21 protein-coding genes are annotated in these 22766 nt (G+C 61.7%); 15 read left to right on the plus strand and 6 right to left on the minus strand.

Annotation, left to right across the window (positions count from 1 at the left end; all coding sequences use genetic code 11):
• On the plus strand, positions 1-75 hold a 75-nt coding region (locus tag NRB16_RS27980; protein ID WP_257106880.1), incomplete at its 5' end, for a hypothetical protein.
• Between the two features lie 187 nt (positions 76-262).
• Here the strand turns inward: NRB16_RS27980 and NRB16_RS27985 are convergent.
• Positions 263-1219 (minus strand): hypothetical protein, encoded by a 957-nt coding sequence (locus tag NRB16_RS27985; protein WP_052483521.1) that lies wholly within the window; start codon positions 1217-1219, stop codon positions 263-265.
• Positions 1220-1589: 370 nt separating this feature from the next.
• Here NRB16_RS27985 and NRB16_RS27990 point away from each other — a divergent pair, with 370 nt between their 5' ends.
• Complete coding sequence (locus NRB16_RS27990) at positions 1590-3731, plus strand: TonB-dependent receptor (RefSeq protein ID WP_257107473.1); 2142 nt, start codon at positions 1590-1592, stop codon at positions 3729-3731.
• Positions 3732-3971: 240 nt separating this feature from the next.
• On the opposite strand, the gene NRB16_RS27995 is transcribed toward NRB16_RS27990, so the two are convergent.
• Entirely contained in the window at positions 3972-4874 is a 903-nt protein-coding gene (locus NRB16_RS27995) for a DUF4214 domain-containing protein (protein ID WP_257107474.1), read from the minus strand.
• A gap of 300 nt (positions 4875-5174) precedes the next feature.
• Entirely contained in the window at positions 5175-5429 is a 255-nt protein-coding gene (locus NRB16_RS28000; protein WP_257107475.1) for a hypothetical protein, read from the minus strand.
• A 162-nt stretch (positions 5430-5591) separates the two neighbouring features.
• On the opposite strand from NRB16_RS28000, the gene NRB16_RS28005 reads away from it, so the two are divergent.
• Entirely contained in the window at positions 5592-5930 is a 339-nt protein-coding gene (locus NRB16_RS28005) for an FKBP-type peptidyl-prolyl cis-trans isomerase (protein WP_045492236.1), read from the plus strand.
• 5 nt (positions 5931-5935) lie between these two features.
• On the opposite strand, the gene NRB16_RS28010 is transcribed toward NRB16_RS28005, so the two are convergent.
• Positions 5936-6424, minus strand: coding sequence for a DUF3237 domain-containing protein (locus tag NRB16_RS28010; RefSeq protein WP_253142447.1), 489 nt, complete (start codon positions 6422-6424; stop codon positions 5936-5938).
• Positions 6425-6541: 117 nt separating this feature from the next.
• Between NRB16_RS28010 and NRB16_RS28015 the strand changes: the two genes are divergently transcribed.
• From NRB16_RS28015 to NRB16_RS28065, 11 genes are all read left to right on the plus strand, one after another.
• The gene (locus tag NRB16_RS28015; RefSeq protein WP_052483522.1) at positions 6542-8203 is read left to right on the plus strand and encodes a tannase/feruloyl esterase family alpha/beta hydrolase; all 1662 of its coding nucleotides are present in this window, start codon (positions 6542-6544) and stop codon (positions 8201-8203) included.
• A gap of 410 nt (positions 8204-8613) precedes the next feature.
• Positions 8614-9171 (plus strand): nucleotidyltransferase family protein, encoded by a 558-nt coding sequence (locus tag NRB16_RS28020; RefSeq protein ID WP_257107476.1) that lies wholly within the window; start codon positions 8614-8616, stop codon positions 9169-9171.
• A 233-nt stretch (positions 9172-9404) separates the two neighbouring features.
• A complete protein-coding gene (locus NRB16_RS28025; protein WP_257107477.1) occupies positions 9405-10403 on the plus strand; it encodes an ABC transporter substrate-binding protein in 999 nt (332 codons plus the stop codon).
• Positions 10404-10638: 235 nt separating this feature from the next.
• Positions 10639-13191, plus strand: a complete 2553-nt coding sequence (locus NRB16_RS28030; RefSeq protein WP_257107478.1) for a TonB-dependent siderophore receptor — start codon at positions 10639-10641, stop codon at positions 13189-13191.
• Positions 13192-13263: 72 nt separating this feature from the next.
• Positions 13264-14127, plus strand: a complete 864-nt coding sequence (locus tag NRB16_RS28035; protein ID WP_257107479.1) for a TauD/TfdA family dioxygenase — start codon at positions 13264-13266, stop codon at positions 14125-14127.
• A complete protein-coding gene (locus NRB16_RS28040) occupies positions 14124-15479 on the plus strand; it encodes an LLM class flavin-dependent oxidoreductase (RefSeq protein ID WP_197540962.1) in 1356 nt (451 codons plus the stop codon). Before NRB16_RS28035 ends, NRB16_RS28040 begins: the two co-directional genes overlap by 4 nt.
• Before the next feature lie 292 nt (positions 15480-15771).
• Positions 15772-16875, plus strand: coding sequence for an LLM class flavin-dependent oxidoreductase (locus NRB16_RS28045; protein ID WP_045492248.1), 1104 nt, complete (start codon positions 15772-15774; stop codon positions 16873-16875).
• A 119-nt stretch (positions 16876-16994) separates the two neighbouring features.
• The gene (locus tag NRB16_RS28050) at positions 16995-18341 is read left to right on the plus strand and encodes an LLM class flavin-dependent oxidoreductase (RefSeq protein ID WP_045492251.1); all 1347 of its coding nucleotides are present in this window, start codon (positions 16995-16997) and stop codon (positions 18339-18341) included.
• Positions 18338-19159, plus strand: a complete 822-nt coding sequence (locus NRB16_RS28055; RefSeq protein ID WP_257107480.1) for an NADPH-dependent oxidoreductase — start codon at positions 18338-18340, stop codon at positions 19157-19159. The genes NRB16_RS28050 and NRB16_RS28055 overlap by 4 nt, the downstream gene beginning before the upstream one ends.
• Before the next feature lie 17 nt (positions 19160-19176).
• Positions 19177-19308, plus strand: coding sequence for a hypothetical protein (locus NRB16_RS28060; protein ID WP_257107481.1), 132 nt, complete (start codon positions 19177-19179; stop codon positions 19306-19308).
• 41 nt (positions 19309-19349) lie between these two features.
• Positions 19350-19685, plus strand: a complete 336-nt coding sequence (locus NRB16_RS28065) for a flavin reductase family protein (protein WP_257107482.1) — start codon at positions 19350-19352, stop codon at positions 19683-19685.
• A gap of 183 nt (positions 19686-19868) precedes the next feature.
• On the opposite strand, the gene NRB16_RS28070 is transcribed toward NRB16_RS28065, so the two are convergent.
• Positions 19869-20252 carry a VOC family protein gene (locus NRB16_RS28070; RefSeq protein ID WP_253116131.1) on the minus strand — a complete coding sequence of 128 codons (384 nt, stop codon included), beginning with the start codon at positions 20250-20252 and terminating at the stop codon, positions 19869-19871.
• Positions 20253-20258: 6 nt separating this feature from the next.
• Complete coding sequence (locus NRB16_RS28075; RefSeq protein WP_045492259.1) at positions 20259-21146, minus strand: LysR family transcriptional regulator; 888 nt, start codon at positions 21144-21146, stop codon at positions 20259-20261.
• Between the two features lie 103 nt (positions 21147-21249).
• Here NRB16_RS28075 and NRB16_RS28080 point away from each other — a divergent pair, with 103 nt between their 5' ends.
• Positions 21250-22641 (plus strand): aldehyde dehydrogenase family protein, encoded by a 1392-nt coding sequence (locus NRB16_RS28080; protein ID WP_257107483.1) that lies wholly within the window; start codon positions 21250-21252, stop codon positions 22639-22641.
• Positions 22642-22766 lie beyond the last annotated feature (125 nt).

Here is a 22766-nt window from a genome sequence, read left to right on the forward strand (position 1 = left end):
GGCTACGGCGAGTTCGATGCAGGCGTGCCGAAGAAATTCGTCATCGACCCGCACAAGACCTTCAGCGCCGCCTGAGCGTCACGCCAGCCGCACTACTGATCTCTGTGGGAGCGACCTTGGTCTGGGCGGCATTCCGACGAAAGGGCCAGGAAAGTCACAGCATCTGCTGCGAATGTGCCGCCGCCTTCGCCAGCAAGCCAGCTCCCACACGTCTAATAGAACAGTATCGAGGCGAGCAGTAAGGGGCCGGGTCTTCTGCACATCAGCAGGCCCAGTCCAGCTCCATCTTCACCAGGTCGATCTGGCCGTTGCCGCTACCGAAGTTGAAGCCGCCGAAATCCTCTTCGATCTCCAGATAGCGCGGGCCGAATTCCGGGTAGCCCTGCACCGGGAACATGGTCCCGCCAAGGTGATTGCGGGCATGCCAGCGCTCCAGATTCTGCGCCGTACCGGCATCGCTAAAGCCCTGGATATAACCGCTGTCCTTGCACTCCTCATCCCACTCGCGTGGCGGCTTGCCGACATTCGGGTCGTCCTCGCGCTGTTCGGCGCGGATGGCAAAGGCAGTGTCGATACCCGCCTCCCGGCCCTCACCGGGCAGCCACTCATAAGCATCGGAGCCTGGGTTACGCACTTTTTCATACCCCAGGTATTCGAAATAGCTGTGCTCAAGCCAACGTGGCGCCTTGCCCAGCAGCGGATTGCCGCTCAGTGCCGGCGGCTCGCACAACGCCGCGTCAAACTCGGCCTGGGTCAACCAGATGGCCGCGTAATGGGTGCCGAGAATGTCACTCATGTCGAACTGCTTTGGGTGGCGCGCCTGCCGATGGGTCCAGAACGGCAGCAGATGCGCATCAGCCGGTGGTTCGTCAGCCAGAGGTGCGGCAAAGAATGCTTCGATAGCCTCACTGGACTCCAGCTCTTCGAACTGGTCATCGACGAACAGGCTCAACGCCACGAACGGCTCACCCTGGCCGCGATACTGCGCCGGCACATGCAGCGTGAAGGCGTGGCGCAACGGGTAACCGTAGACCGGACTCAGCGGCCATTGCGCCGGCGTGATGCCCGGCGGCCGGCCCAGGCTCCAGCCGCCGGCCCATGGCGCGCCACGGTCGGCTACTGGCAGGGGCTGTTGCGGGTCGCGCAGCAGATCCCAGGCGGTGGTCAGGGTCGGGTCAGCGAGCAGTTGAGGCGTTGCGCAGGAAGATGTGTCAGTCATGATCGAGCTTGCCTGGATGGTTACAGATGGCTATCAGACCACGGTCGTGGCGGTTTTATCAGCAGCCGGAGAAAATTCCAGCGCAGACTGATGCAGCAGGTATCGGAAGCAGCACGAATTAAATCAGATTAATTAATATTAAAATCAATAATAATTCTTAAAAAGCATGATTAGCTTATAGCCAAATATGCTTTCCTCGGCTTTTTTAAAAAGCATATCTTTTATCCAACCCGACCCCACGACATGGCGGAGGCCATGGACTTCTGTTGCCGCGTGTGGGGCGGGCGAACTGCCGCCGACTTTCCAGTGCCCGCCGCTCAGCAGTTTCCGACATCACGACCCCGATCGCTGCATGACAGGAAACGTATCAATGCCCAACATCCCTTATCCTTTGCAACCGCTGCTGCTGGCCATGACTCTGGGCGTCCCGGCGCTGGCCAGTGCTGCCGAAGAAGACCGTTTGCCCACGGTGACGGTCACCGCCGAACACCGCGAAGAAAACCTGCAAAAAACCCCGGTGGCGATCAGCGCCTTTGACCAGACCACCTTGCAGGACCAGCAAATCAACAACGTGCGTGACCTGTCTGGCCGGGTGCCGAACCTGACCCTGCCGCGTCAGTCGATTTCCTACAGCGCACAGACCTACGGGATCCGCGGGATCGGCGAGACCGACCCGATCCAGGAAGCGGCTGTTGCGGTGTATGCCGATGACCTGTACATCCCCCGCGCCATTTCATCGATGCTGGACTTCAACGATGTGGAACGGGTCGAGGTGTTGCGTGGCCCGCAAGGCACGCTGTACGGCCGCAATAGCGCGGCCGGGGCGATCCGGGTCATCACCCGTGACCCCGACCAGAGCAGCCGTGGTTTCTTCGAGCTGGGCGCCGGCAACTATGACGCGCGTAACGCTCGCCTGCTGGTCAGTGGCCCGCTGGTGGACAACACCCTGTATGGCAGCTTCTCGGCGATTCGCCTGACCCGCGACGGCACCGTGCACAACCGCACCACCGACAAGGACGTCAATAACGTCGACATCCAGAGTTATCGCGGCAAGCTGCGCTGGGCGCCGGACCAATCGCCGTGGGATGTGCAACTGACCCTGGCCGCCACCGTCGACCGTGGCGATACCACCAGCTACACGCCATTCAACGTGGCCAACGAGCACTATGACAAGTTCACCACCTACAACAGCCTGACGCCGAAGAACAAGCTCGACCAGGGCAGCGCCGTGCTGCGGGCGATCTACAGCATCGACGATAACCTCAAGTTCAAGTCGGTCACCGCCTGGTCCGAGTTCGACCAGCCGGTGGACTACGACAACTCCGGTAAAGCCAATAGCGGCAATGCCTCGCCGATCCAGAACAACCTGATCACCTACAAGCAGCGTTATGCGACCCAGGAGTTCCAACTCAATGGTGACTATGAGCGCTTCAGCTACACCCTGGGCCTGTTCCTTTATAAAGAGCGCTTTCGTGCCGAGCGCGACAGCCTGACCTACTCGGTAGCGACCGACCGGGTCAACGCCAGCGGCCAGTACAGCACCACCGACACCGAAAGCTACGCGCTGTATGGCCAGAGCAATTACAAGCTGACCCCACGCCTGTCGCTGACCACCGGGCTGCGCTACACCTACGAGCACAAGAACTTCGATTACCAGAACTACGCCATTACCCCGGCGCGGCAAATCACCGGCATCAACTTCAGTGCCGAAACCAGCGAGTCGTGGTCTTCAGTCAGCCCTAAAATTGGTCTGGAATACACCTGGACCGATGATCTGATCCAGTACGGTTATGTCGCCCGCGGCTTCAAGGCCGGCGGCTTCGACAACCGCGCCCCGACCCGGGTAGCGGCTGAACAGGGCTTTGACCCGGAAAACGTCACCACTTACGAAATCGGCTTCAAGGGCGACTTTGCCGACGGCCGCCTGCGCAGCAACCTCGCGTTCTTTTACAACGACTATGACGACCTGCAGACCAACGCCTGGGACCCGGCAATCAGCGCCAACCTGCGCACCAACGTCGGCAGCGCCCACACCTATGGTGTAGAGCTGGAAAACACCGCACTGCTGACCCGCGACCTGCGCCTGACCGCCAACCTCGGTTACCTGAAAAGCCAGTACGACGACTTCCAGAATGCCAGTGGTCCGGGGGTAAGTGCCGACGGCAAGGAAATGATCTTCGCCCCAAAATGGAACGCCAGCCTGGGCCTGAGCTGGACGGTGCCGGTGAACCTGCCCGGCGCGCTGGTGGCCAGCACCGATTATCAATACCAGACCCGCTCATACGCCAACCCGCTCAACGCCGACATCTACGAGGTGCCGGCCCAGGGCTTCTGGAATGCGGCCACCAGCTACAGCAGCGGCGACGGGCACTGGACCACCACGGTTTCAGTGAAAAACATCCTCGACCGCGCCTATCCGCAAGGGGTGAGTTATTCAGCGGCGAGCAACACCTCGCACTACGTGATCAACGACCCACGCACCGTGCTGTTGAGCGTGCGGTACGATCTTTGATGCTACCGGGCCAATACGGGTCCATTAGCGTGGAGAGAGTGGCCGGCCGGCGCTCCGGCTACCGACCAACAGGCCAGCAGATTCGCAGCAGATGCAGTGATTTTACTGACCTGCTCGCGAGCAGAGCACCCTCCCACAAGGTGCCGAGTAAGCACAAAACCAATGCTCGGCACAAAACTGTGGGAGGCAGCTCTGCTGGCGAATGCAGCGCCCTGCGGGCCTGATTGAGCAGAAGTGGTATCAGCCCAGAATCGAAAACTCAAATCCGGTGCTAGTGATCGCAATGCCAGATATATCAATTGTCACCGTGTCCTTGTCAGTCACGGTGAAAATGCTTCGTGTCGCACCATCGCCGACGTTGAGGACGTTTACATCCTTAAAGTCTTTGAACACATTATTGGCATCTACGATGCTCAAGGTCGTGCCCCCCAACTGAATCGAGGCACCCACAGGCATGTCGGCGTATATCTTCAAGCGGGTGCCATTCACGTCGAGCTTGATCTGATTGAACGAATTCGGGATGTCCCACTCATCTCCTGAGCCGACCGTAAAGGTAGCCAGCGTTGTATCGTCCGTTGAAAAAGCGCCCAGCGTACGGCCTTCAAAACTGATCGCTTTAGGCGTTGCTGGCGCAACGACGGGATTATCAAAGTAATTATTGATCGCCTGTGCCACGGTCAGTGAGCCTGCGTCACTGGTGACGTAGGTCAACATTGCCTTGGCGTAGACAAGATTGTTTCCAGACACTGACGCCGCGAACTTCTGACCGACCTCAAGCTTGTTTTGCAGCAATTGCTGGTCACTGCCGGTGCCATTCACGATCGCATCGATAAACTCGTGAATCATGATGGCGCGATCCTGCAAACTATCCAGACGCCCCTGCCAATACTGGCCACCCCCAATATCGGGGGTGCGACTCAATGTGTTCTGGTACAGGCTATTCAACAGCCCCTGATCAGTGATGTCAGGTCCAACCATCAAAGTCGCTTCTTTACTGAGCAAAAAACTGCCAATGACCTCATCGAAGGTCAAACCTGCATCCATCTGCGCATTCCAATAAGCCAGCCCGCCTTTATCAGGGGCGCGTCCGAAGGCGGCCACATACAGGGCGGTTATGGACTGGGAGTTATCGAGAGCGGCCATGAGCGTTCCTTGATGGTTTTTATTAGAGCAGGGACCCATTCTGCCACTATCACCTGTGCCTCAGGAATACCTATCCGGTTGACGATTCATGATGAGAGGACGGTAGCGAGTCCGGGGCGAGCTCCTCAAGATCCGCAATAGCTGGCTCATCGGTGGCCGGTAACCGGTCAGGGTCACCGGGCCACTGAGGATCAGCGTCGGGCAGATCAAGAGGTGCAGGCTCCAGCGGCTGATCAACAGGCAGCGTAGCCGCGTGGTCAGCACTCTGATCGGTCGCATCTGCGTCACTCGCCATGGCTTCTACTGCGCATCGATCTGGCTATCGGTATCGGCACCGCCATTTCTGCGCTGGGTCTGGGCGTCCTGATCCGAGCCTGGATTGCCGGGCGGCGGGCTCCAGTCGACGGGCCTTTTTTCAGCGCCATGTTCATCAACGCCCTGATGCGGCTCGGAAGCGGTCTGCTCCAGGCCAGGACCATGCCCTTCCCCGGTATCAGCGACCCTTTCCGCAGGGTCCGGATATGCACTTTGCGGTCCGTTGTGTTCGATGGTCATGATGGCTCTCCTGTCTGGGCACAGAACGTCTGCGCATACAGGTCAGAGAAAGTCGCCGGTAATGAAGTGCAGCGCAGCCGACGAGCGGTAGACGGCCACTTGCGCCGCAGGGCGTTTCCTGCGAAAAAGCCCGCCCTTTCTTTGTTCATAACGAGCACCCGCATGAGCGATACCCTGCAAATCACCGACCTGCATGAAGGCGACGGCAAGGCCGTGGTCAAGGGCGCCCTGATCACCACGCACTACACCGGCTGGCTGGCCGACGGCACGGTGTTCGACTCATCCGCCGAACGCGGCAAGCCGTTTCAGTGTGTGATCGGCACCGGTCGGGTCATCAAGGGCTGGGATCAAGGCCTGATGGGCATGCGCGTCGGTGGCAAGCGCAAACTGCGGGTGCCGGCGGCGCTGGGTTATGGCGACCGCAAGGTCGGCAGTATCCCGCCAGGCTCGGATCTGACCTTTGAGATCGAACTGCTGGAAGTGCTGACCCGCGACGACTGAGGGGTTCAGTAAATCCGGTAAGCCTTGATCGACACCGCATTGCGCGCCGGTCGCAGGCTGGTCAGGGTGCCGATGAACAGTGACTGGTTAAGCCACTCGTAACGGCCTTTGGGCGCATCGACGGTGATGCGCGAAAACGCATAGCGCTCGGCGCCTTCGCCGCGCACCAGCACCTGATTGCGCACGCTGAGGATCACCCCGTCGTCGGTCTGCATCTCGTAGATCGCGTCCAGCTCGCGCACGCCGTCGCTGCGGATCAACTGCCGGTCAGCGCCGCCCGCCAGCACCTTGCCGGCCAGGCCTTTACCGTGAAACTCACCGCCAGCAATCGGCACCATGCGCCGCTCGCCCAGCGGTCCCTGTCCGAGACTGACCGCAGGTTCGATATCGACGATGGCCTCATAAACCAGCTCGCTGCGCGGTGGCGCGCTTTCAGCGGCATGGGCTTGATGGACGGCAAGCAAGGCAAGCGACAGAACGATGGGATGACGCATGGAGAAACTCCATTTTGTTGTTGTAGGTAAGGAAAAGCTTGACCGGGCATTTAGTTAATACTATTAACTTTATAGCTCGTCTTTCCCAACTACCACAACAAGCAAAGGGAATTCTTAATGTCATTGGTTACTCGCCTTACCTTCTGCAGCCTGCCGCTTTTCGCTTTTCCGGTTGTCGCTCAGGCGGCCAGCGACGCCTGCGCCGGGCTCGCCAGTAACGATCCGCAGGTGCAACTGCTCAAGACCCTCAATGTGCCCGCCGGTGAAATCCCCAAAGCCAACCCCGGCCGCGCCGCACTGACCGGCCAGGCCCTGTCCAAAGCCGCGATGCCGGCCCATTGCCTGGTTGAGGGGCTGATCAACCCGCGTCAGGGCAGCGACGGCCAGGCGTACGGCATTCGCTTCGAGCTGCGCATGCCGCAGGACTGGAACGGCCGCTTTCTGTTCCAGGGCGGTGGCGGCATGGACGGGGTGGTGAACCAGGCGCTGGGCGCCATTCCGTTTCGCGGCGCCAGCGCCCTGCCCGCGCTCAACCGTGGCTATGCGGTGGTGGCCACCGATTCCGGGCATGCGGGCAAAGACAGCAGTGATGCGCGCTTCGGCCTCGACCAGCAGGCGCGGCTGGACTACGCCTACGCGGCCATCGGCCAGGTAACCCGCCAGGCCAAACAGCTGCTGGCCGAGCATTACGGGCGTGGCCCCGAGCACAGTGTGTTCATGGGCTGCTCCAATGGCGGGCGGGCGGCGTTAATGGCCGCGCAACGCTTCCCGACCGAGTTCGACGGCATCATTGCCGGCAACCCCGGCCTGCGCCTGTCGCGCGCCGCCGTGGCACAGGCCTGGGACACCCGCGCTCTGGAAGCCGCAGCACCGCGCACCGCTGCCGGTGAGCCGATCCTCGCCCAATCCCTGACCCGTGACGACATGAGCCTGGTCAGCCGCAAGGTGCTGGAACGCTGCGATGCGCTGGACGGTGCCCGCGACGGCAGCATTGATGCCATGAGCCAGTGCCGCTTCGACCCCGCTGACCTGCAATGCACCGCTGACGGCCAGGGCCAGTGCCTGTCGGCCGCCAAGGTCCAGGCTTTGCGCACGGTGTTCGACGGCGCCAAAGACAGCCAGGGCCGCAGCTTGTACGCCAACTGGCCGTGGGATGCCGGGATTGCCAGCGATGGCTGGCGAGCCTGGAAGCTGGGCACCTCGCAAACCGGCCAGCCCAACGCGCGTAACGCCACCCTGACGCCCAACTCGCTGGGCTATTACTTCATGACCCCGCCCAACCCCAACCTGACCCTGGCTGAAGTGGACTTCGACCAGGCAGCCGCCGCCGTGGCAGAAACCGGCGCCATCAACGACCCGACCGGCACTCAGCTGTCGAGCTTCATCACCAATGGCGGCAAGCTGATCGTGATCCACGGCAACAGTGACCCGGTATTCTCGGCCAACGACCTGCGTCATTACTGGCACCGTCTGGCGCGTGACAACGGCGGCCAGCAACCGCTCGGCCAGTGGGCACGGCTGTTCATGGTGCCGGGTATGGCGCACTGCGGCGATGGCCCGGCGCTGGACAACTTCGATCCGTTACAGGCCTTGCAAGACTGGCAAGACCACAACACACCACCGCAGCAGTTGATCGCCACCGGCAACGCCTTCCCCGGCCGCAGCCGGCCGCTGTGCCCCTACCCGCTCGAAGCCCGCTACAGCGGCCAGGGCGATCTGCAGAACGCTGAGTCCTTTACCTGCAGCTTGCCGGATACTCAGCAACATGCCGTCCGTTAGACGTGCAGACCAAAAAACTGTCGATATAGCAAAAGGCTTACACAGGATAGCGAACAATTGCCATTTGCCTGCATGGCCGACACGCCTATATTTGGATCCAACCACTGGTGAACAGGAAGCTCACCAGGATCAAGGATGATCGACCGTGAAAGGATACTGCTGACAGGGAGTTGGAACGGTATGGACAAAGAACCCGCTTCGGCGGGTTTTTTATGCGTGCGGCAAAAGTCTCTGCTTCCCCCATGACAATGCCTCGCCAAATGGACTCGCACGGCGAGCGAATGACAGAGCCAGCATGACCGGACTATCTCCCTCGTTCGTGCCGCAGCAGTCGCCGCAGAGCGGCCTCCCACATCCGTTGACTGCAATCTCGGGTAACCTCGGCTGATCCACACCAACCGAGAACACGCATGTCTTTGACCCACCAGCAACTGATAGCCATAGCCTCAAACGATCCGGTGAATGCCGAGCTGATCCGGCGCTTGCCCGAACTGGGTCTGGAGCAATGCGCATTGGTTGCCGGTTGTCTGTTCCAGGCCGTGTGGAATCAGCGCTCAGGGCTGGCGCCGGGCTGGGGAATCAAGGACTACGACGTGTTCTACTTCGACACAGACCTGTCGTGGGAAGCCGAAGACGCGGTGATTCAGCGAGCCGGAATTCTGTTCAAGGATCTTGATGTAACCATCGAATTCAAGAACCAAGCCCGGGTTCATCTCTGGTACGGCGAGCATTTCGCCAGGCCTTACCCACAGTTGCAATCTACCCGCGACGGTATTGATCGTTACCTGATCGCCGGGACCTGCGTAGGGCTTGAACTCGACAGCGGCGAACTCTATGCGCCTTACGGGCTGGACGATATCGACCAGGGACTGCTGCGCATCAACCCACTGAATACCGAAGCGGAACTGTTTGCCAACAAGGCCAGCAGCTACCAGGCACGCTGGCCCTGGCTGCGCGTCGTGGACTGAGTCTGAGCAACAGACACAGATGACGCATGGCAGATAGCCAACCCAAAGACATACAAATATCTGATTATTAAAAAACCAATAGATAACCATTTTTCATAATTAGCTTAGAGCGAAAAAGACTTTCACAGTCATTTCTTATAGGGATAAGGTCTGATCCATACCCGACCCCTTTCCTGGTGGAGGCCATTGCCACGATTGATCCAGGACCTTGCGGCCCTGGTCAGGAGCCCTCTATGCCAACCCGTTCCCTGCTCGCCTCGCTGATTGGCACCGCCCTGCTTGGCGGCTCTTTGCTGTTCAGCACTCTGAGCCAGGCCGCCGACCTCGCGCCATTGAAAGTCGCCAACCAGAAATCTTCATACAAGTTGCTGTTGCAGGCGGCCGGTGAACTCAAGGATGTGCCCTACACCATCGAGTTTTCCGAGTTTCCGGCCGCCGCGCCGCTGGGCGAAGCCCTGAACGCCGGGGCGGTGGATGTCGGCGGGCTGGGCGATGCGCCTTACGTGTTTGCGCTCGGAGCCGGGTCGCCGTTGAAGGTGGTCAGCATTACCCACGCCGATGGACGCTTCTCGACTTCGATTCTGGTGCCCAAGGATTCACCACTGAAAACCGCTGCGGATCTCAAAGGCAAGCGGGTGGTGACCAACCGTGGTTCCATCGGCCACTTTCTGGTGATCAAGGCGCTGCGCGATGCCGGGCTGCAAAGCTCGGACGTCACCTTCGTCAACCTGTTGCCCAGCGATGCCCGCAGCGCGCTGGAAAGCGGCAACGCCGATGCCTGGTCGACCTGGGATCCCTACACCACCATCGCCATCACCCAGAACGGCGCACGCATTCTGCGCAAGGGTGACGACCTGCTGACCAACCACCTGTACACCGCCGCGACCAGCAAGGCGATTGCCGAAAAACGCGTGCAGCTCGATGATTTTGTGCAACGTCTGGACCGCGCCTGGGCCTGGGCCAACCAGCATCCCAAGGAGTACGCCCAGGCTCAGGCGAAGGTCACCGGGCTGCCGGTGGAAGTGCATCTGGCCAGCGCCGAGGCCACGGATTTCCAGAAGGTCGCGATTACCCACCAGGTGGTCGCCAACCTGCAGCAAACCGCCGACATCTACCGCGAGGAAGGCATTCTCAGCAAGCCGGTGGACGTCTCCAAAGGGTTCGATCCGAGCTTCAATACCGTGCGCGGTTTGCCCGCAGCGGCGGCGTTAGCCGCAATACCGTCCAGATAAGCCCTACGGACCCTGTGGGAGCGAGCCTGGTCTGGGCGGCATACCGACGAAGAGGCCAGTAAGTCGCAGCCTCTACTGCGAATGTGCCGCCGTCTTCGCTGGGCAACCGAAGCGCCGGCCTCCCACTCCCGCAGGTCTAATCGAACGGTATTGGCTTTAGCAGCCAGGCGGTCTTCGCGGCTAACGCGGATCGCCGCCCGGCCGCTCTTGCGATGCCCCCATAAGGAAATGCTTCATGAATGCATACCTCCGTCTGCAGTCAGGCCCGCGCTCGCCCGCGTTTTGCGGTCTGCTGCTGTGTGGCCTGGCCAGTGCAGTCCAGGCTGCCGACGCCGAGACCGTGTTGGGCACGGTGTCGGTGATTTCCACCGGCACCCGTGGCAACACCCTGACCGTAGCCGAGAGCCCGTCGCCGATCGATATCATCAGCGGCGAGCAGATCCGCAAGGCCGGCAAGGCCAGCCTGCGTGAAGCGCTGGGCAAGATCGTGCCGTCGTTCAGTGCACCGGCCCAGGCCGGTGGCGGGACCTCCTCGTCGGTGCGGCCGGTGTCGATCCGTGGTCTGTCCGGGGATCACCTGCTGGTGCTGGTCAACGGCAAGCGGCGCCACAACACCGCCGTGTACAACAACTTTGCGCGCATCGCCAGCGGCAGCGTGCCGGTGGATCTGGACCTGATTCCCACCGCCGCCATCGAGCGCATCGAACTGCTGCGCGACGGCGCGTCGGCGCAGTATGGCTCCGATGCGATTGCCGGGGTGCTGAACATCATCCTCAAAAGCCAGGCCGAAGGTGGCAGCGCCAGCGTCACTACCGGTCAGCAGCAAGACAAGCCCGGTGATCTGGTACAAACCGCGCTCAATGGCGGCTTCGCGCTGGGCCAGAACGGTGGGTTCTTCAACACCTCGCTGGACATTCGCCTGCAAGGCCCATCCTATGCCGCAGGCGATGCTCAAGGCGCCTGGTATTACCCGGTACTCAATGGCCAGTCAGTGCCGTTCGGCACCCCAGGTGCCAGCCCCGACCCACGGGAAGGCTCGGTGGACCGACTGCTGGAGAAAGGCTATGGCCGCTCCAACCGCGACGAGGTCTATAACCTGTCGTACAACGCCGAACTGCCGATTCACGACAACCTCAAGCTGTATTCGTTTTCGACCTACAGCGACCGGACGATTGTCGACACCCGCGGCAGCTTTCGGGCGACCAATCTGGGCTCGATCCCGCAGATCGTCCCCGACGGCTTTCATGCCCAGCGGCTGATCGACGAGCAGGACTTTCAGGTCGCGTTCGGCGGCAAGGGCGATGTCGGCGGCTGGGGTTACGACCTGAGCACCACCTATGGCAAGGACGACGTACGGCTCGGTGCGCAGAACACCCTCAACTCGTCCATCGGCCCCACCAGCAAGACTGACTTCTACCTCGGCTCGCTGGAGTTCGAGCAGTGGACCAGTAACCTGGATTTCACCCGGCCATTCGACATCGGCCTGCCCAGACCGCTGCAGTTTTCAGCCGGGGTCGAGCACCGTTGGGAAAAGTATGTGCAAGGTGCCGGCGAGCCGGACTCCTACCGCGACGGCGGTTATGTGTACCCGGCCGGTCATCCGCGTGCCGGGCAACGCCCTACCGCCGGGCTGCAATCGTTTACCGGCACCTCGGTGGTGGATGCCGGTTCCCTGGACCGCGACAGCGTGGCCTTCTATCTGGACGCCGGCACCAATCTGACCGAGAAGCTCTACACCAGCGCGGCGTTTCGCTTCGAGCACTACGACGACAGCTCGGGCAACACCGCCAGCGGCAAGCTGTCGAGCCGCTATGAACTGGCGCCCGGCCTGGCGTTGCGCGGCACCTTCAATACCGGCTTTCGGGCACCGTCGCTGGCCCAGCAGACCTTCTCGGTGACCCAGAACACCGCGACCCTGCTGCCCGATGGCACCACCCAGTTACTCCTGGCCCGCTACCTGCCGCCAAGTAGCACCGCTGCCCAGGCGCTGGGGGCGCGGGATCTGGAGCCGGAGAAATCCACCAACTTCAGCGTCGGCCTGTCGTGGGAGCCAACCCGCAATGCACGGGTGACGCTGGACGCCTACCGCATCGAGATCAAAGACCGCATCGTCAAGAGCGAGATCATCCGCGACACCGGCACCTCGAGCCGGGTGCGCGACACCCTGGCTTCGCTGGGCATCAACGATTTGTACTCGGCGCAATACAACATGAACGGCGTCGACACCCGCACCGACGGTATCGATCTGGTCAGCGAGTTGCACAGTGACTACGGCCGCTTCGGTACGGTGCGCTGGTCGGCGCAATACAGCTACAACCGCACCACCCTCGAAGGCATCAAGCGCAACGGCACCGTCGACAGCCTGCTGGGCAGCAATTATGTGATTTTCGGTCATCAGGCGCAGACCGACCTGACCGAGGGCTCGCCGCGCGACAAGCTGGTGTTGGGCGGTCACTGGAAGGTCGGAGATTTCATCACCGACCTGCAAGTGAGCCGCTACGGCAAGTACACCGAGGCCGGCACCAGCGCCGCCGCCGATCAGCGTTTCGGCGCCAAGTGGATCACCGATCTGGACGTGACCTACCTGCTGACCGACAACATTTCTCTGTCGCTGGGCGCCAACAACCTGTTCGGCGTACGCCCCGACAAACAGGACCCGACCCCGACCGCCACCGGGTTGGGCAGCAGCAACCCCACCGAGATCAACAACCCCGACGCCTACGGCAGCTTCAGCCCGTACGGGCTGAACGGCGCGTTCTATTACGCGCGGGTTTCGTATGACTGGTAAGCGTCAGTGATTGCTTCGCGGCTAAAGCCGCTCCTGCCACCGCTATTACCGTAACCACAAGAGGACTACAGCATGCCCGCAGAAAACGTTGTATCCATCACTCCACCGCTCAGCGTAAAGCCGCTGGAACCCACTGTCGGGGCCGAGATCAGCGGTATTGATTTGAGTCGCCCGCTGAGTGCTCAGCAACGTGACGAGGTCCACGCGCTGATCCTCAAGCACAAGGTGCTGTTCTTCCGCGACCAGCACATCAACAGCGAACAGCAGATCGCCTTTGCCCGGCAGTTCGGTGAACTGTACGAGCACCCGACCACCAAGAAGCAGGACCACAGCAAGCCCCAGGCCCATCTGATCCTCGCCAGGGAGGCTCGCGAAGCCTACGGCAATGCGCCCAAGGGCCGGTGGCACACCGACACCAGCTGGATGCTCAAGCCGACCTGGGGCGCGGTGTTGCGCGCGGTGGCGTTGCCCGAGCTGGGCGGCGATACGGTATGGGCCGATGCCGGCCTGGTGTATCGCGGGCTATCTGATGAACTCAAAGCGCGCATCGACAACCTGTACGTGACGCATAACTTCAAGTCGTCGCTGGACAAGGTCGGCTATGCCTATCCGATCCTCGCTCACCCGCTGGTGCGCACCCATCCTGAAACAGGCGAAGACGCGATCTTCATCAACTTCTCGATGTCGCCGCAGTTTATCGGCTGGTCGGTAGAAGACAGCAAAGCGCTGGTCGCCGAACTGCTCAAGGAATTCAGCAACCCCGAATACCAGGTGCGCTTCAAGTGGACTCCCGGCACCGTGGCGTTCTGGGACAACCGCGCCCTGCTGCACTACCCGGTCTACAACTACGGCGAATTCGAGCGGGTGATGGAACGGGTGCTGATTGCCGATAACGATATCCCGCACCGGGTGCGCAAGCCTGAGGCGGCGCAATGACCCAGCCACCGGTAAATCGCCAATTGCACCTGGCGCTGTTCGTCAGCCACGCTGGCACGCATCTGGCGGGCTGGCGTTTGCCGGAGGCAGAAACCGGCAATGCGCTGGACATCCGCTGGTATCAGCAGCTTGCGCAAAAGGCCGAGGCGGCCAGGCTGGATATGCTGTTTGTCGCCGACAAACTGGCGCTGGACGATATTCATGGCGGCTCGTTCGACGCCGCCGTGAGCTGGCGACCGAATGGCTCACCGGAACCGCTCGCGCTGCTTTCGGCACTGAGCGTGCTGACCTCGCACATTGGCCTGGGCGCGACCATTTCCACCAGCTACCACCAGCCGTACCACGCGGCCCGCCAGTTCGCCACCCTGGACCACTTCAGCGGCGGCCGCGCGGCATGGAACGCGGTGACCTCGGTCAACGACGGTGAGGCGCGCAACTTCGGCTTCGACCAGCACCTGGGCCATGCCGAGCGTTATGCCAAGGCGGCCGAGTTTCTCGATGTGGTGCGCGGGCTGTGGGACAGCTGGCAAGACGAGGCGATTGTTGCGGACAAGGCCAGCGGTCGTTATGCCGACGCCAGCAAGCTGCACTACCTGAACCACGACGGTGAGCACTTCAAAGTGCGCGGGCCGTTGAACCTGCCGCGCCCGCCGCAGGGCCACCCGGTGCTGATCCAGGCCGGCGTATCGGCTGCGTTCCAGTCGCTGGCCGCGCAAAACGCCGAGGTGGTGTTCCCGGTGCAATCGACGCTGGAAAAGGCCCAGGCGTTCTACCGTATCTTCAAGCAACAGGTGGTAGATGCCGGACGCCAGCCAGACGATGTGAAGGTGCTGCCGGGCCTGTACCCGATCATTGCCGACACCGACCAGCAGGCCCATGAACTGGCCGCACGACTGGACGAATCAATCCTGCCCATCGCCGGCCTGGCGTTCATGTCGGCAAGCATGAACTACGACCTCGCCCGGCACGACCCGACCGCGCCGGTGCCCGACATCCGCGAGCAGATTCGCGGCAGCAAGGGCCGCTTCGACGTGGTGATCGGCAATGCCATCGAAGCCGGCTGGACGCTCGAACAACTGGGCCGCTGGTATGCCTCCAGCCTGGCCTTCGCCAAATTCATCGGCTCGCCGCAAACAGTGGCCGACCAGATGCAGCAGTGGCTGGAACAGAACGCTGCCGACGGCTTCGTGATCATGGCCCCGTACATGCCCGGCGGTGCCGAGCGTTTTCTTGAACAGGTGGTGCCCGAACTGCAACGCCGCGGGTTATTTCGTACCGAGTATCAAGGCACGACGTTACGAGAACACCTTGGCTTACGAAAACCACAACGGCTGAATAGAGCCAGCCAATAAATAACCACTGAAAATAATATAACGATATTTTTATACGTTCTTTGCATATAAAAACCACCCCTCCTAGTATCGCCCTATTGCCCTGACGTGCATCACGACGCCGCTCCATGCAGAGCGGCGCCCAAGGTGTCTCTAAAAACGTAGGCGAGGCAGCCAGCGCAAGGCAAAAACAGGCGAAGGAGCGGAGTTTACGGTTGTAAATGAGCATCCTGAGCCTGGTTTTAACGCAGCGATGGCAACGCAGGTAGTTTTTAGAGGCACCTTCCACAGGATCAACAGGAGTTTACCCGCTATGAGTCTCGAATTTATCGGCCTGATCGGCCCTCAGGAAGGCAGCGAATCACAGGCACCGCGTGGTCCGGTGGTGGACGTGGCGTTCGTCAAGGCATTGGCCCAGGCCCAGGAATACGGCGGTTTCGACAAAGCCTTGCTGGCGGTCAGCACCAGCTCTGCCGACTCGATGATTCTCGCCAGTTATGCGGCGGCCGTGACCGACAAGCTTGGCCTGCTGGTCGCCCACCGGCCGGGCTTTCAGGCACCGACCTTCGCAGCCCGGCAGTTTGCGACCCTGGATCACCTGAGCAATGGCCGCGCCTCGATCAACGTGATCACTGGTGGCGACAGCGGCGACCTGCAACGCGACGGCGACTTCCTCGACAAGGACGCCCGCTATGCTCGCACCGACGAATACCTGGAGGTGGTGCGCAAGACCTGGACCGGCACCCAACCGTTCGATCATCAGGGCGAACACTACCGCGTCGAAGACAACCTGACCCTGGTCAAGCCGCTGCAAAAGCCCCACCTGCCGATCTACTTCTCGGGCGCCTCCGATGCCGCCGTGGAAGTCGCCGCCAAGCACGCCGACGTGTACATGATGTGGGGCGAGCCGCTGGAGCAGGTGCGCGAGCGCATTGCCAAAGTGCGCAAGGCCGCCGCCAAATATGGCCGCGAGCAACACATTCGTTTCAGCCTGTCGCTGCGGCCGATTCTGGGCGGCACCGAAGCCGAAGCCTGGGCCCGCGCCGAGCGCATTCTGGAAGACGCCCGGCATCTGCATCACCTGCGCCAGGGCAAGCGCCGCGACAAGGTCGGCATCAACAATATCGGCTCGGCGCGGCTGGTCGAACTGGCCAGCCAGCGCAAGGTGCACGACAAACGCCTGTGGACCGAAATCGCCGCGCTGACCGGCGCGGCCGGCAACTCCACCTCGCTGGTCGGCACCGCCGATCAGGTTGCCGAGGCGGCGCTGGATTACTACAACGCCGGGATCACTACTTTTCTGTTCCGCGGCTTCGAGCAACTGCGCGATGCCGCCGAGTATGGCCAGGACCTGCTGCCCCGCATCCGCGCACGGGTCACCCAACAAGGTTCGGCGAAGACCGCCCACGCCGGCTGATTGATCTCCTCTGGCAGTGCTGCGCACTGCAATCGCCGACAGAGCCGCCTCCCACTGGCTATGTGGGAGGCGGCTCTGCCGGCGACAAGGCCAGTAAACCGATATAAAGGACTCTGATCATGTCTCAACGTCAACTGCATCTGGGCGCCATCCTCACCGGCGTCGGCACCAGCCAGCATGAATGGCTGCACCCGGAAATCCCTGGCGACGCCAGCATCGATATCGACTGGTACAAACAGCAGGCCCGTGCGGCCGAAGCGGCGAAGTTCGACTTTGTGTTCATCGTCGACAGCCCGTATATCACCCCCGACTCCGCACCGCATTTTCTCAACCGCCTGGAACCGCTGACCCTGCTCTCGGCGCTGGCCGGCGCCACCGACAAGATTGGCCTGGTGGCGACCCTGACCACCTCTTACACAGAACCCTTCAACGTGGCGCGCCAGTTCGGTTCGCTGGACCAGATCAGCCGCGGCCGGGCCGGCTGGAACGTGGTGACCACAGGTCTTGAAGGCGCTGCCGGCAACTTCGGTCGTGAGCAGCACATCGACCACGGCGAGCGTTACCGCCGGGCCCACGAACATGTGGCGGTGGTGCAAGGACTGTGGGACTCCTATGAGGACGATGCCTTCCCGCGTGACAAAGCCGCCAAGCGCTTCATCGACCCGGACAAACAGCATCGCCTCGACCATCAGGGTGAGTTCTTCTCGGTCACCGGGCCGCTGAACATCTCCCGCTCGCCGCAGGGCCAGCCGGTGATTTTCCAGGCCGGGGTGTCGGAGTCCGGGCGCGGCCTGGCGGCTTCGATTGCCGAGGGCATCTTTGCCGGCGTCGATAACTTCGAAGATGCTCAGGAGTACTACGCCGACATCAAGCGTCGTGCCGCTGCGGCAGGGCGTAATCCTGAGCAGGTGCTGCTGTTTCCCGGCATCGACCCGATCATTGCTGATACTGACGAACAGGCCCAGGCCATCGAGCGGGCGCGCAAGGGTGAGCTGGACCTGAACAAGGCGCTGATTCAGTTGGGCCGGCCATTCAACTATCACGACTTCAGCCAGTATGACCTCGACGGGCCGTTCCCGGATCTGGGTGAGCTGGGCAGCAACGGTTATCGCGGCCATGCCGAGCGCATCAAGCGCGTGGCCCGCGAGCAGAACCTCAGCGTGCGCCAGGCGGCGCTGCGTTTCGGCCAGCCCTATTCCAGTTTTGTCGGTTCACCGCTGACTGTCGCCAACGAGATCGAACGCTGGTTCCGCGAAGGCGCAGTCGACGGCTTCAACATTCATGTCGGCGCACCGAGCGACTTCGCCCGCTTCACCAACGAGGTATTGCCAATCCTGCGCGAGCGCGGGCTGTTTCGCGACGACTACCGGCACAGCACCCTGCGTGGCCATCTGGGCCTGACGGTGCCACAGAACCGGCATGCCCTGGCCGCTCAGGCCGAACACACCATTGGAGAACCGGCATGAGTACTGTGCAAAGCCTGTGGCAACAACGCTATCGCCAGGCCGATGACTACGCCCCGGCGTTAGCCAACCCGGTGATCGAAGCCCTGCTCGGCCATCGCAGCGTGCGGCAGTATCTGGATACACCGTTGCCCGAGGGCACCCTGGAAACCTTGCTGGCCGCTGCGCAATCAGCGTCAAGTTCGTCCAACCTGCAGGCCTGGAGTCTGCTGGCGGTACAAGACCCGGCGCGCAAGGCGCGTCTGGCAACGCTGGCCAATGATCAGCAGCACATTCGTCAGGCGCCGCTGTTTCTGGTCTGGCTGGCCGACTTCTCACGCGCCCAGCGGATTGCTGACGTGCAGGGTCTGGAGCTGGAAGTACCGGCCTTGCTCGACAGCCTGCTGGTCGGCAGCCTGGATGCGGCCCTGGCTGCGCAGAACGCGGTGGTCGCAGCCGAATCGCTGGGCCTGGGCACGGTGTACATCGGTGCGCTGCGCAATAACCTGCAGGCGGTGATCGATGAGTTGCAACTGCCGCCGCTGGTGTTTCCGGTGTTCGGTCTGGTGGTCGGGCATCCCGACCCGGCACGCCCGGCAGCGATCAAGCCACGCCTGCCGCAACCTGTGGTGCTGCACTGCGAGACCTATACCATTGCCGACGATGAGCAGCAACGCATCAGCGGCTACGAAGCGCTGGCCGGCGCGTTTGCCCGCGAGCAGGGACAGACCACGCCGTCCTGGAGCGAGCAGGTGCTCAATCGCCTGAAAAGCATTGAGGCGCTGCATGGCCGCGAGCGTATCGCCGAGACTTTACGCGGCCAGAAGCTGGCCCTTCGTTGATTACTGGTGAGTGAGTCATGACTGTACTTGTTGTCGAAAAACCCATCGCGCCCAGTGTCGACGCTGCCAGTTTCAAGCTGGCGATGCGTAACACCGCAGCGTCAGTGAATGTCATCACCTGCGGCAGTGACGAGGGGATTTCGGGCTGACGGCCACCGCGTTCAGTTCAGTCACGGCCGACCCGCCAACGGTGCTGATTGCGGTCAATAGCGGCGCCAGCATTTATCCGCATCTACTCAAGCAGCGACGCTTTGCGGTGAATGTGTTGAGCGCCGATGCGCTGCAGGTGTCCAACGATTTTGCCGGTGGTCTACCGCCTGAGGAGCGTTTTGCCCGGCATGCGTGGACGCGCCTGAGCAGTGGCAACCCGGCGTTGGCGGCAAGCAGTGCCGGGTTTGATTGTGTGGTGACCGAGCTGAGTCAGGTGGGCTCGCACCTGGTGGTGCTCGGCCGGGTCGAGCATTGCTGGTACTCGGACCAGCAACCACTGCTCTATTCCAATGGCCGTTACGGGCGGTTTGTGTAGGCGCGAGCCTGGTCACGGACGGGCCGGCAGCATCAACACTTGCAGACCCGACCTAGATCCGCTGGGCGTCGGCTCGGCCGAAGAATCCTGACACCACCCAGACTGTGGCATTTACCGCCGCTTCGCCAGCAAAGCTGCCTCCCACCAAGATCGGTGCTGTGCGCTTGAACCAACAAGGCGGCTTCAGCCGGACAAATACTCGGACACCTCGATCAGGTTCAGGTCCGGATCACGCACATACACCGAACGGATCGGGCCGGTGGCGCCAGTGCGTTGCACCGGGCCTTCGATGATGGGCCAGTTGTGCTGTTGCAGGTGCTTGATGAACTGCTCCAGCGGCACGGCGCTGATAAAGCACAGATCCAGCGCTCCTGATACTGGCAGATGGGCCTTGGGCTCGAATTCGCCGCCCTTCACATGCAGGTTGATTTTCTGATTGCCGAACCGAAAGGCTTTGCGACCCGCGCCGAAGACCTCCAGTTGCATCCCCATCACCCTCACATAGAAGTCTTCGCACGCGTGCGGGTCAGTGGTGGTCAGCACCAGATGGTCGAGGTGATCGATCAGCATGGGTCACTCCTTGGGGGTTGCGTTGAGGTTGTCGCTGCGCGCTTGCAGCAGCTCTATGAAGCTGGACAGGCTGCGCGATACCGTGCCTTTGCGCCATACCAGCCAGGTGTTGAGGTGACGAAACTGTTCGTTCAACGGCCAGACGCTGACCATCGCGCTGCCGGGCATGCTTTCGAGCATGCTGCGCGGCATCAGGGCCAGGCCGGCGCCGGCGCTGACGCAGGCGAGCTTGCCGTGGTAGGACTCCATTTCGAAGATTTTGCCCGGCACCGCCGAGTCATGGGCGAACCAGCTTTCGAAGTGGTGGCGGTAAGAGCAGTTGGAGCGAAAAGCGTAGATCTGCTCGCCGTTCACATCGCGGCCGCCATGGATCGGTGCGTGGTTGAGCGGCGCGATGACGACCATTTCTTCCTGAAACACCGGGATGCCTTCCAGCGCCGGGTGCAGGACCGGGCCATCGACAAAGGCCGCCGCCAGGTTACCGGCCAGCACGCCGTCGATCATGGTCCCGGAAGAGCCGGTGGACAATGCCAGTTCAACCTTGGGAAAAGCCTGGTTGTAGGCTGCCAGCAATGCCGGAATGCGCACCGCAGCGGTACTCTCCAGAGAGCCCAGCGCCAGCGGGCCGCGGGGTTCTTCACCGGCGACGGTCATCCGCGCCTCTTCGACCAAGTCCAGAATGCGCCCGGCGTAATCGAGCAGGTTCCAGCCGGCCGGTGACAGGCGCAGGCGTTGTTTCTCACGGATGAACAACTCAACGCCAAGATCTTCTTCGAGCTGCTTGATACGTGTGGTGAGGTTCGAGGGCACCCGGTGAATATGCTGCGCCGCAGCGCTGATGCTGCCGTGCTCGGCAACCGCCTTGAAGATTTCCAGCTGGACAAGATCCACAGCATTCTCCAAACGTGAATGGGTTCGTCATTATTATTCAGTTTTCAGGATCATAGCAGGGCATTAGTCTGGCATCACTTTCCAATAAGACCGGAGCCTGAAAATGACCAGCGTTTCCCATACGACCCACGCCATCTCGATCAACCCGAACGACGGTGAACAGATCGGCGCCTATCCCTATGAAACCGAAGCGGCACTGGACGCCGCACTGTCGCGGGCTGCGGCAGGTTTTAGCGTATGGAAACGCAAGTCGCTCGCCGAGCGCGTCGAGCTCGTCACCGTGCTGGCCAGTGTGCTGCGCGAACAGGCCATCGACATGGCCCGCATGGCCACCCAGGAAATGGGCAAGCCGGCCACCCAGGCGCGCGGCGAAATCGAAAAATGCGCGCAGTTGTGCGAATGGTACGCCGAGAATGGCCCGGCCATGCTCGCCCCGGAACCGACCCAAGTGCCGGGCGGCAAGGCGCGTATCGAGTACCGCCCGCTGGGTCCGGTGCTGGCGGTGATGCCATGGAACTTCCCGTACTGGCAGGTGCTGCGCGGCGCAGTGCCAACCTTGCTGGCCGGCAATACCTACGTGCTCAAGCACGCGCCGAACATCATGGGTTGTGCCTATCTGCTGCGCGATGCGTTGCAGCAGGCCGGTTTCCCGGACGGCGTATTCGAGGTGATCAACGTCACCCCGGACGGCGTATCGAAAGCCATCGCCGATGACCGCATTGCCGCCGTGACCCTGACCGGCAGTGTGCGCGCCGGTATTGCCATCGGCTCGCAGGCCGGTGCCGCCTTGAAAAAATGCGTGCTGGAACTGGGCGGTTCCGACCCGTTCATCGTGCTCAACGATGCCAACCTGGATGAAGCAGTAAAAGCGGCCGTGATCGGCCGCTACCAGAACACCGGCCAGGTCTGCGCAGCGGCCAAGCGGCTGATCGTCGAGCAGGGCGTGGTCGAGGAATTTACCCGGCGGTTTGTCGAGCAGACTCGCCAGCTGGTCGTCGGTGATCCATCACAAAACGCTACCTATATCGGCCCGATGGCGCGCTTCGACCTGCGCGACGAACTGGACGGCCAGGTGCAGGCGACCCTGAGCGAAGGCGCGACCCTGCTGCTTGGTGGCAGTAAAGCCGAAGGCGCGGGTAACTTCTATCTACCGACCGTGCTGGGCGATGTCACCGACCGGATGACTTCGTTCCGCCAGGAGCTGTTCGGCCCCGTTGCCTCGATCATTACCGCCCGGGATGCACAGCATGCCCTGGCGCTGGCCAACGACAGCGAGTTTGGCCTGACGGCAACGATTTACACCCAGGATGTGGCGCGGGCTGAACAACTGACCGAACAGCTGGAAACCGGTGGGGTGTTTATCAACGGCTACAGCGCTTCCGACCCACGGGTAACGTTTGGTGGGGTCAAGAAAAGCGGCTTTGGTCGCGAGCTGTCACACTTTGGCGTGCGTGAATTCTGCAATGCGCAGACGGTGTGGCTGGATCGTAATTGATCGGCAGGCAACTTTGACATCCTCCCCGTCCTAAAGGGCGGGGATTCCCACAACTGGACGCTCATGCCCGAGCGCGAGAATGTTCTTTGCGGCGTTGACGTCGCGGTCGTGGGTGGCACCGCACC

The organism is Pseudomonas sp. LJDD11 (assembly GCF_024584215.1).
Lineage (GTDB): Bacteria > Pseudomonadota > Gammaproteobacteria > Pseudomonadales > Pseudomonadaceae > Aquipseudomonas.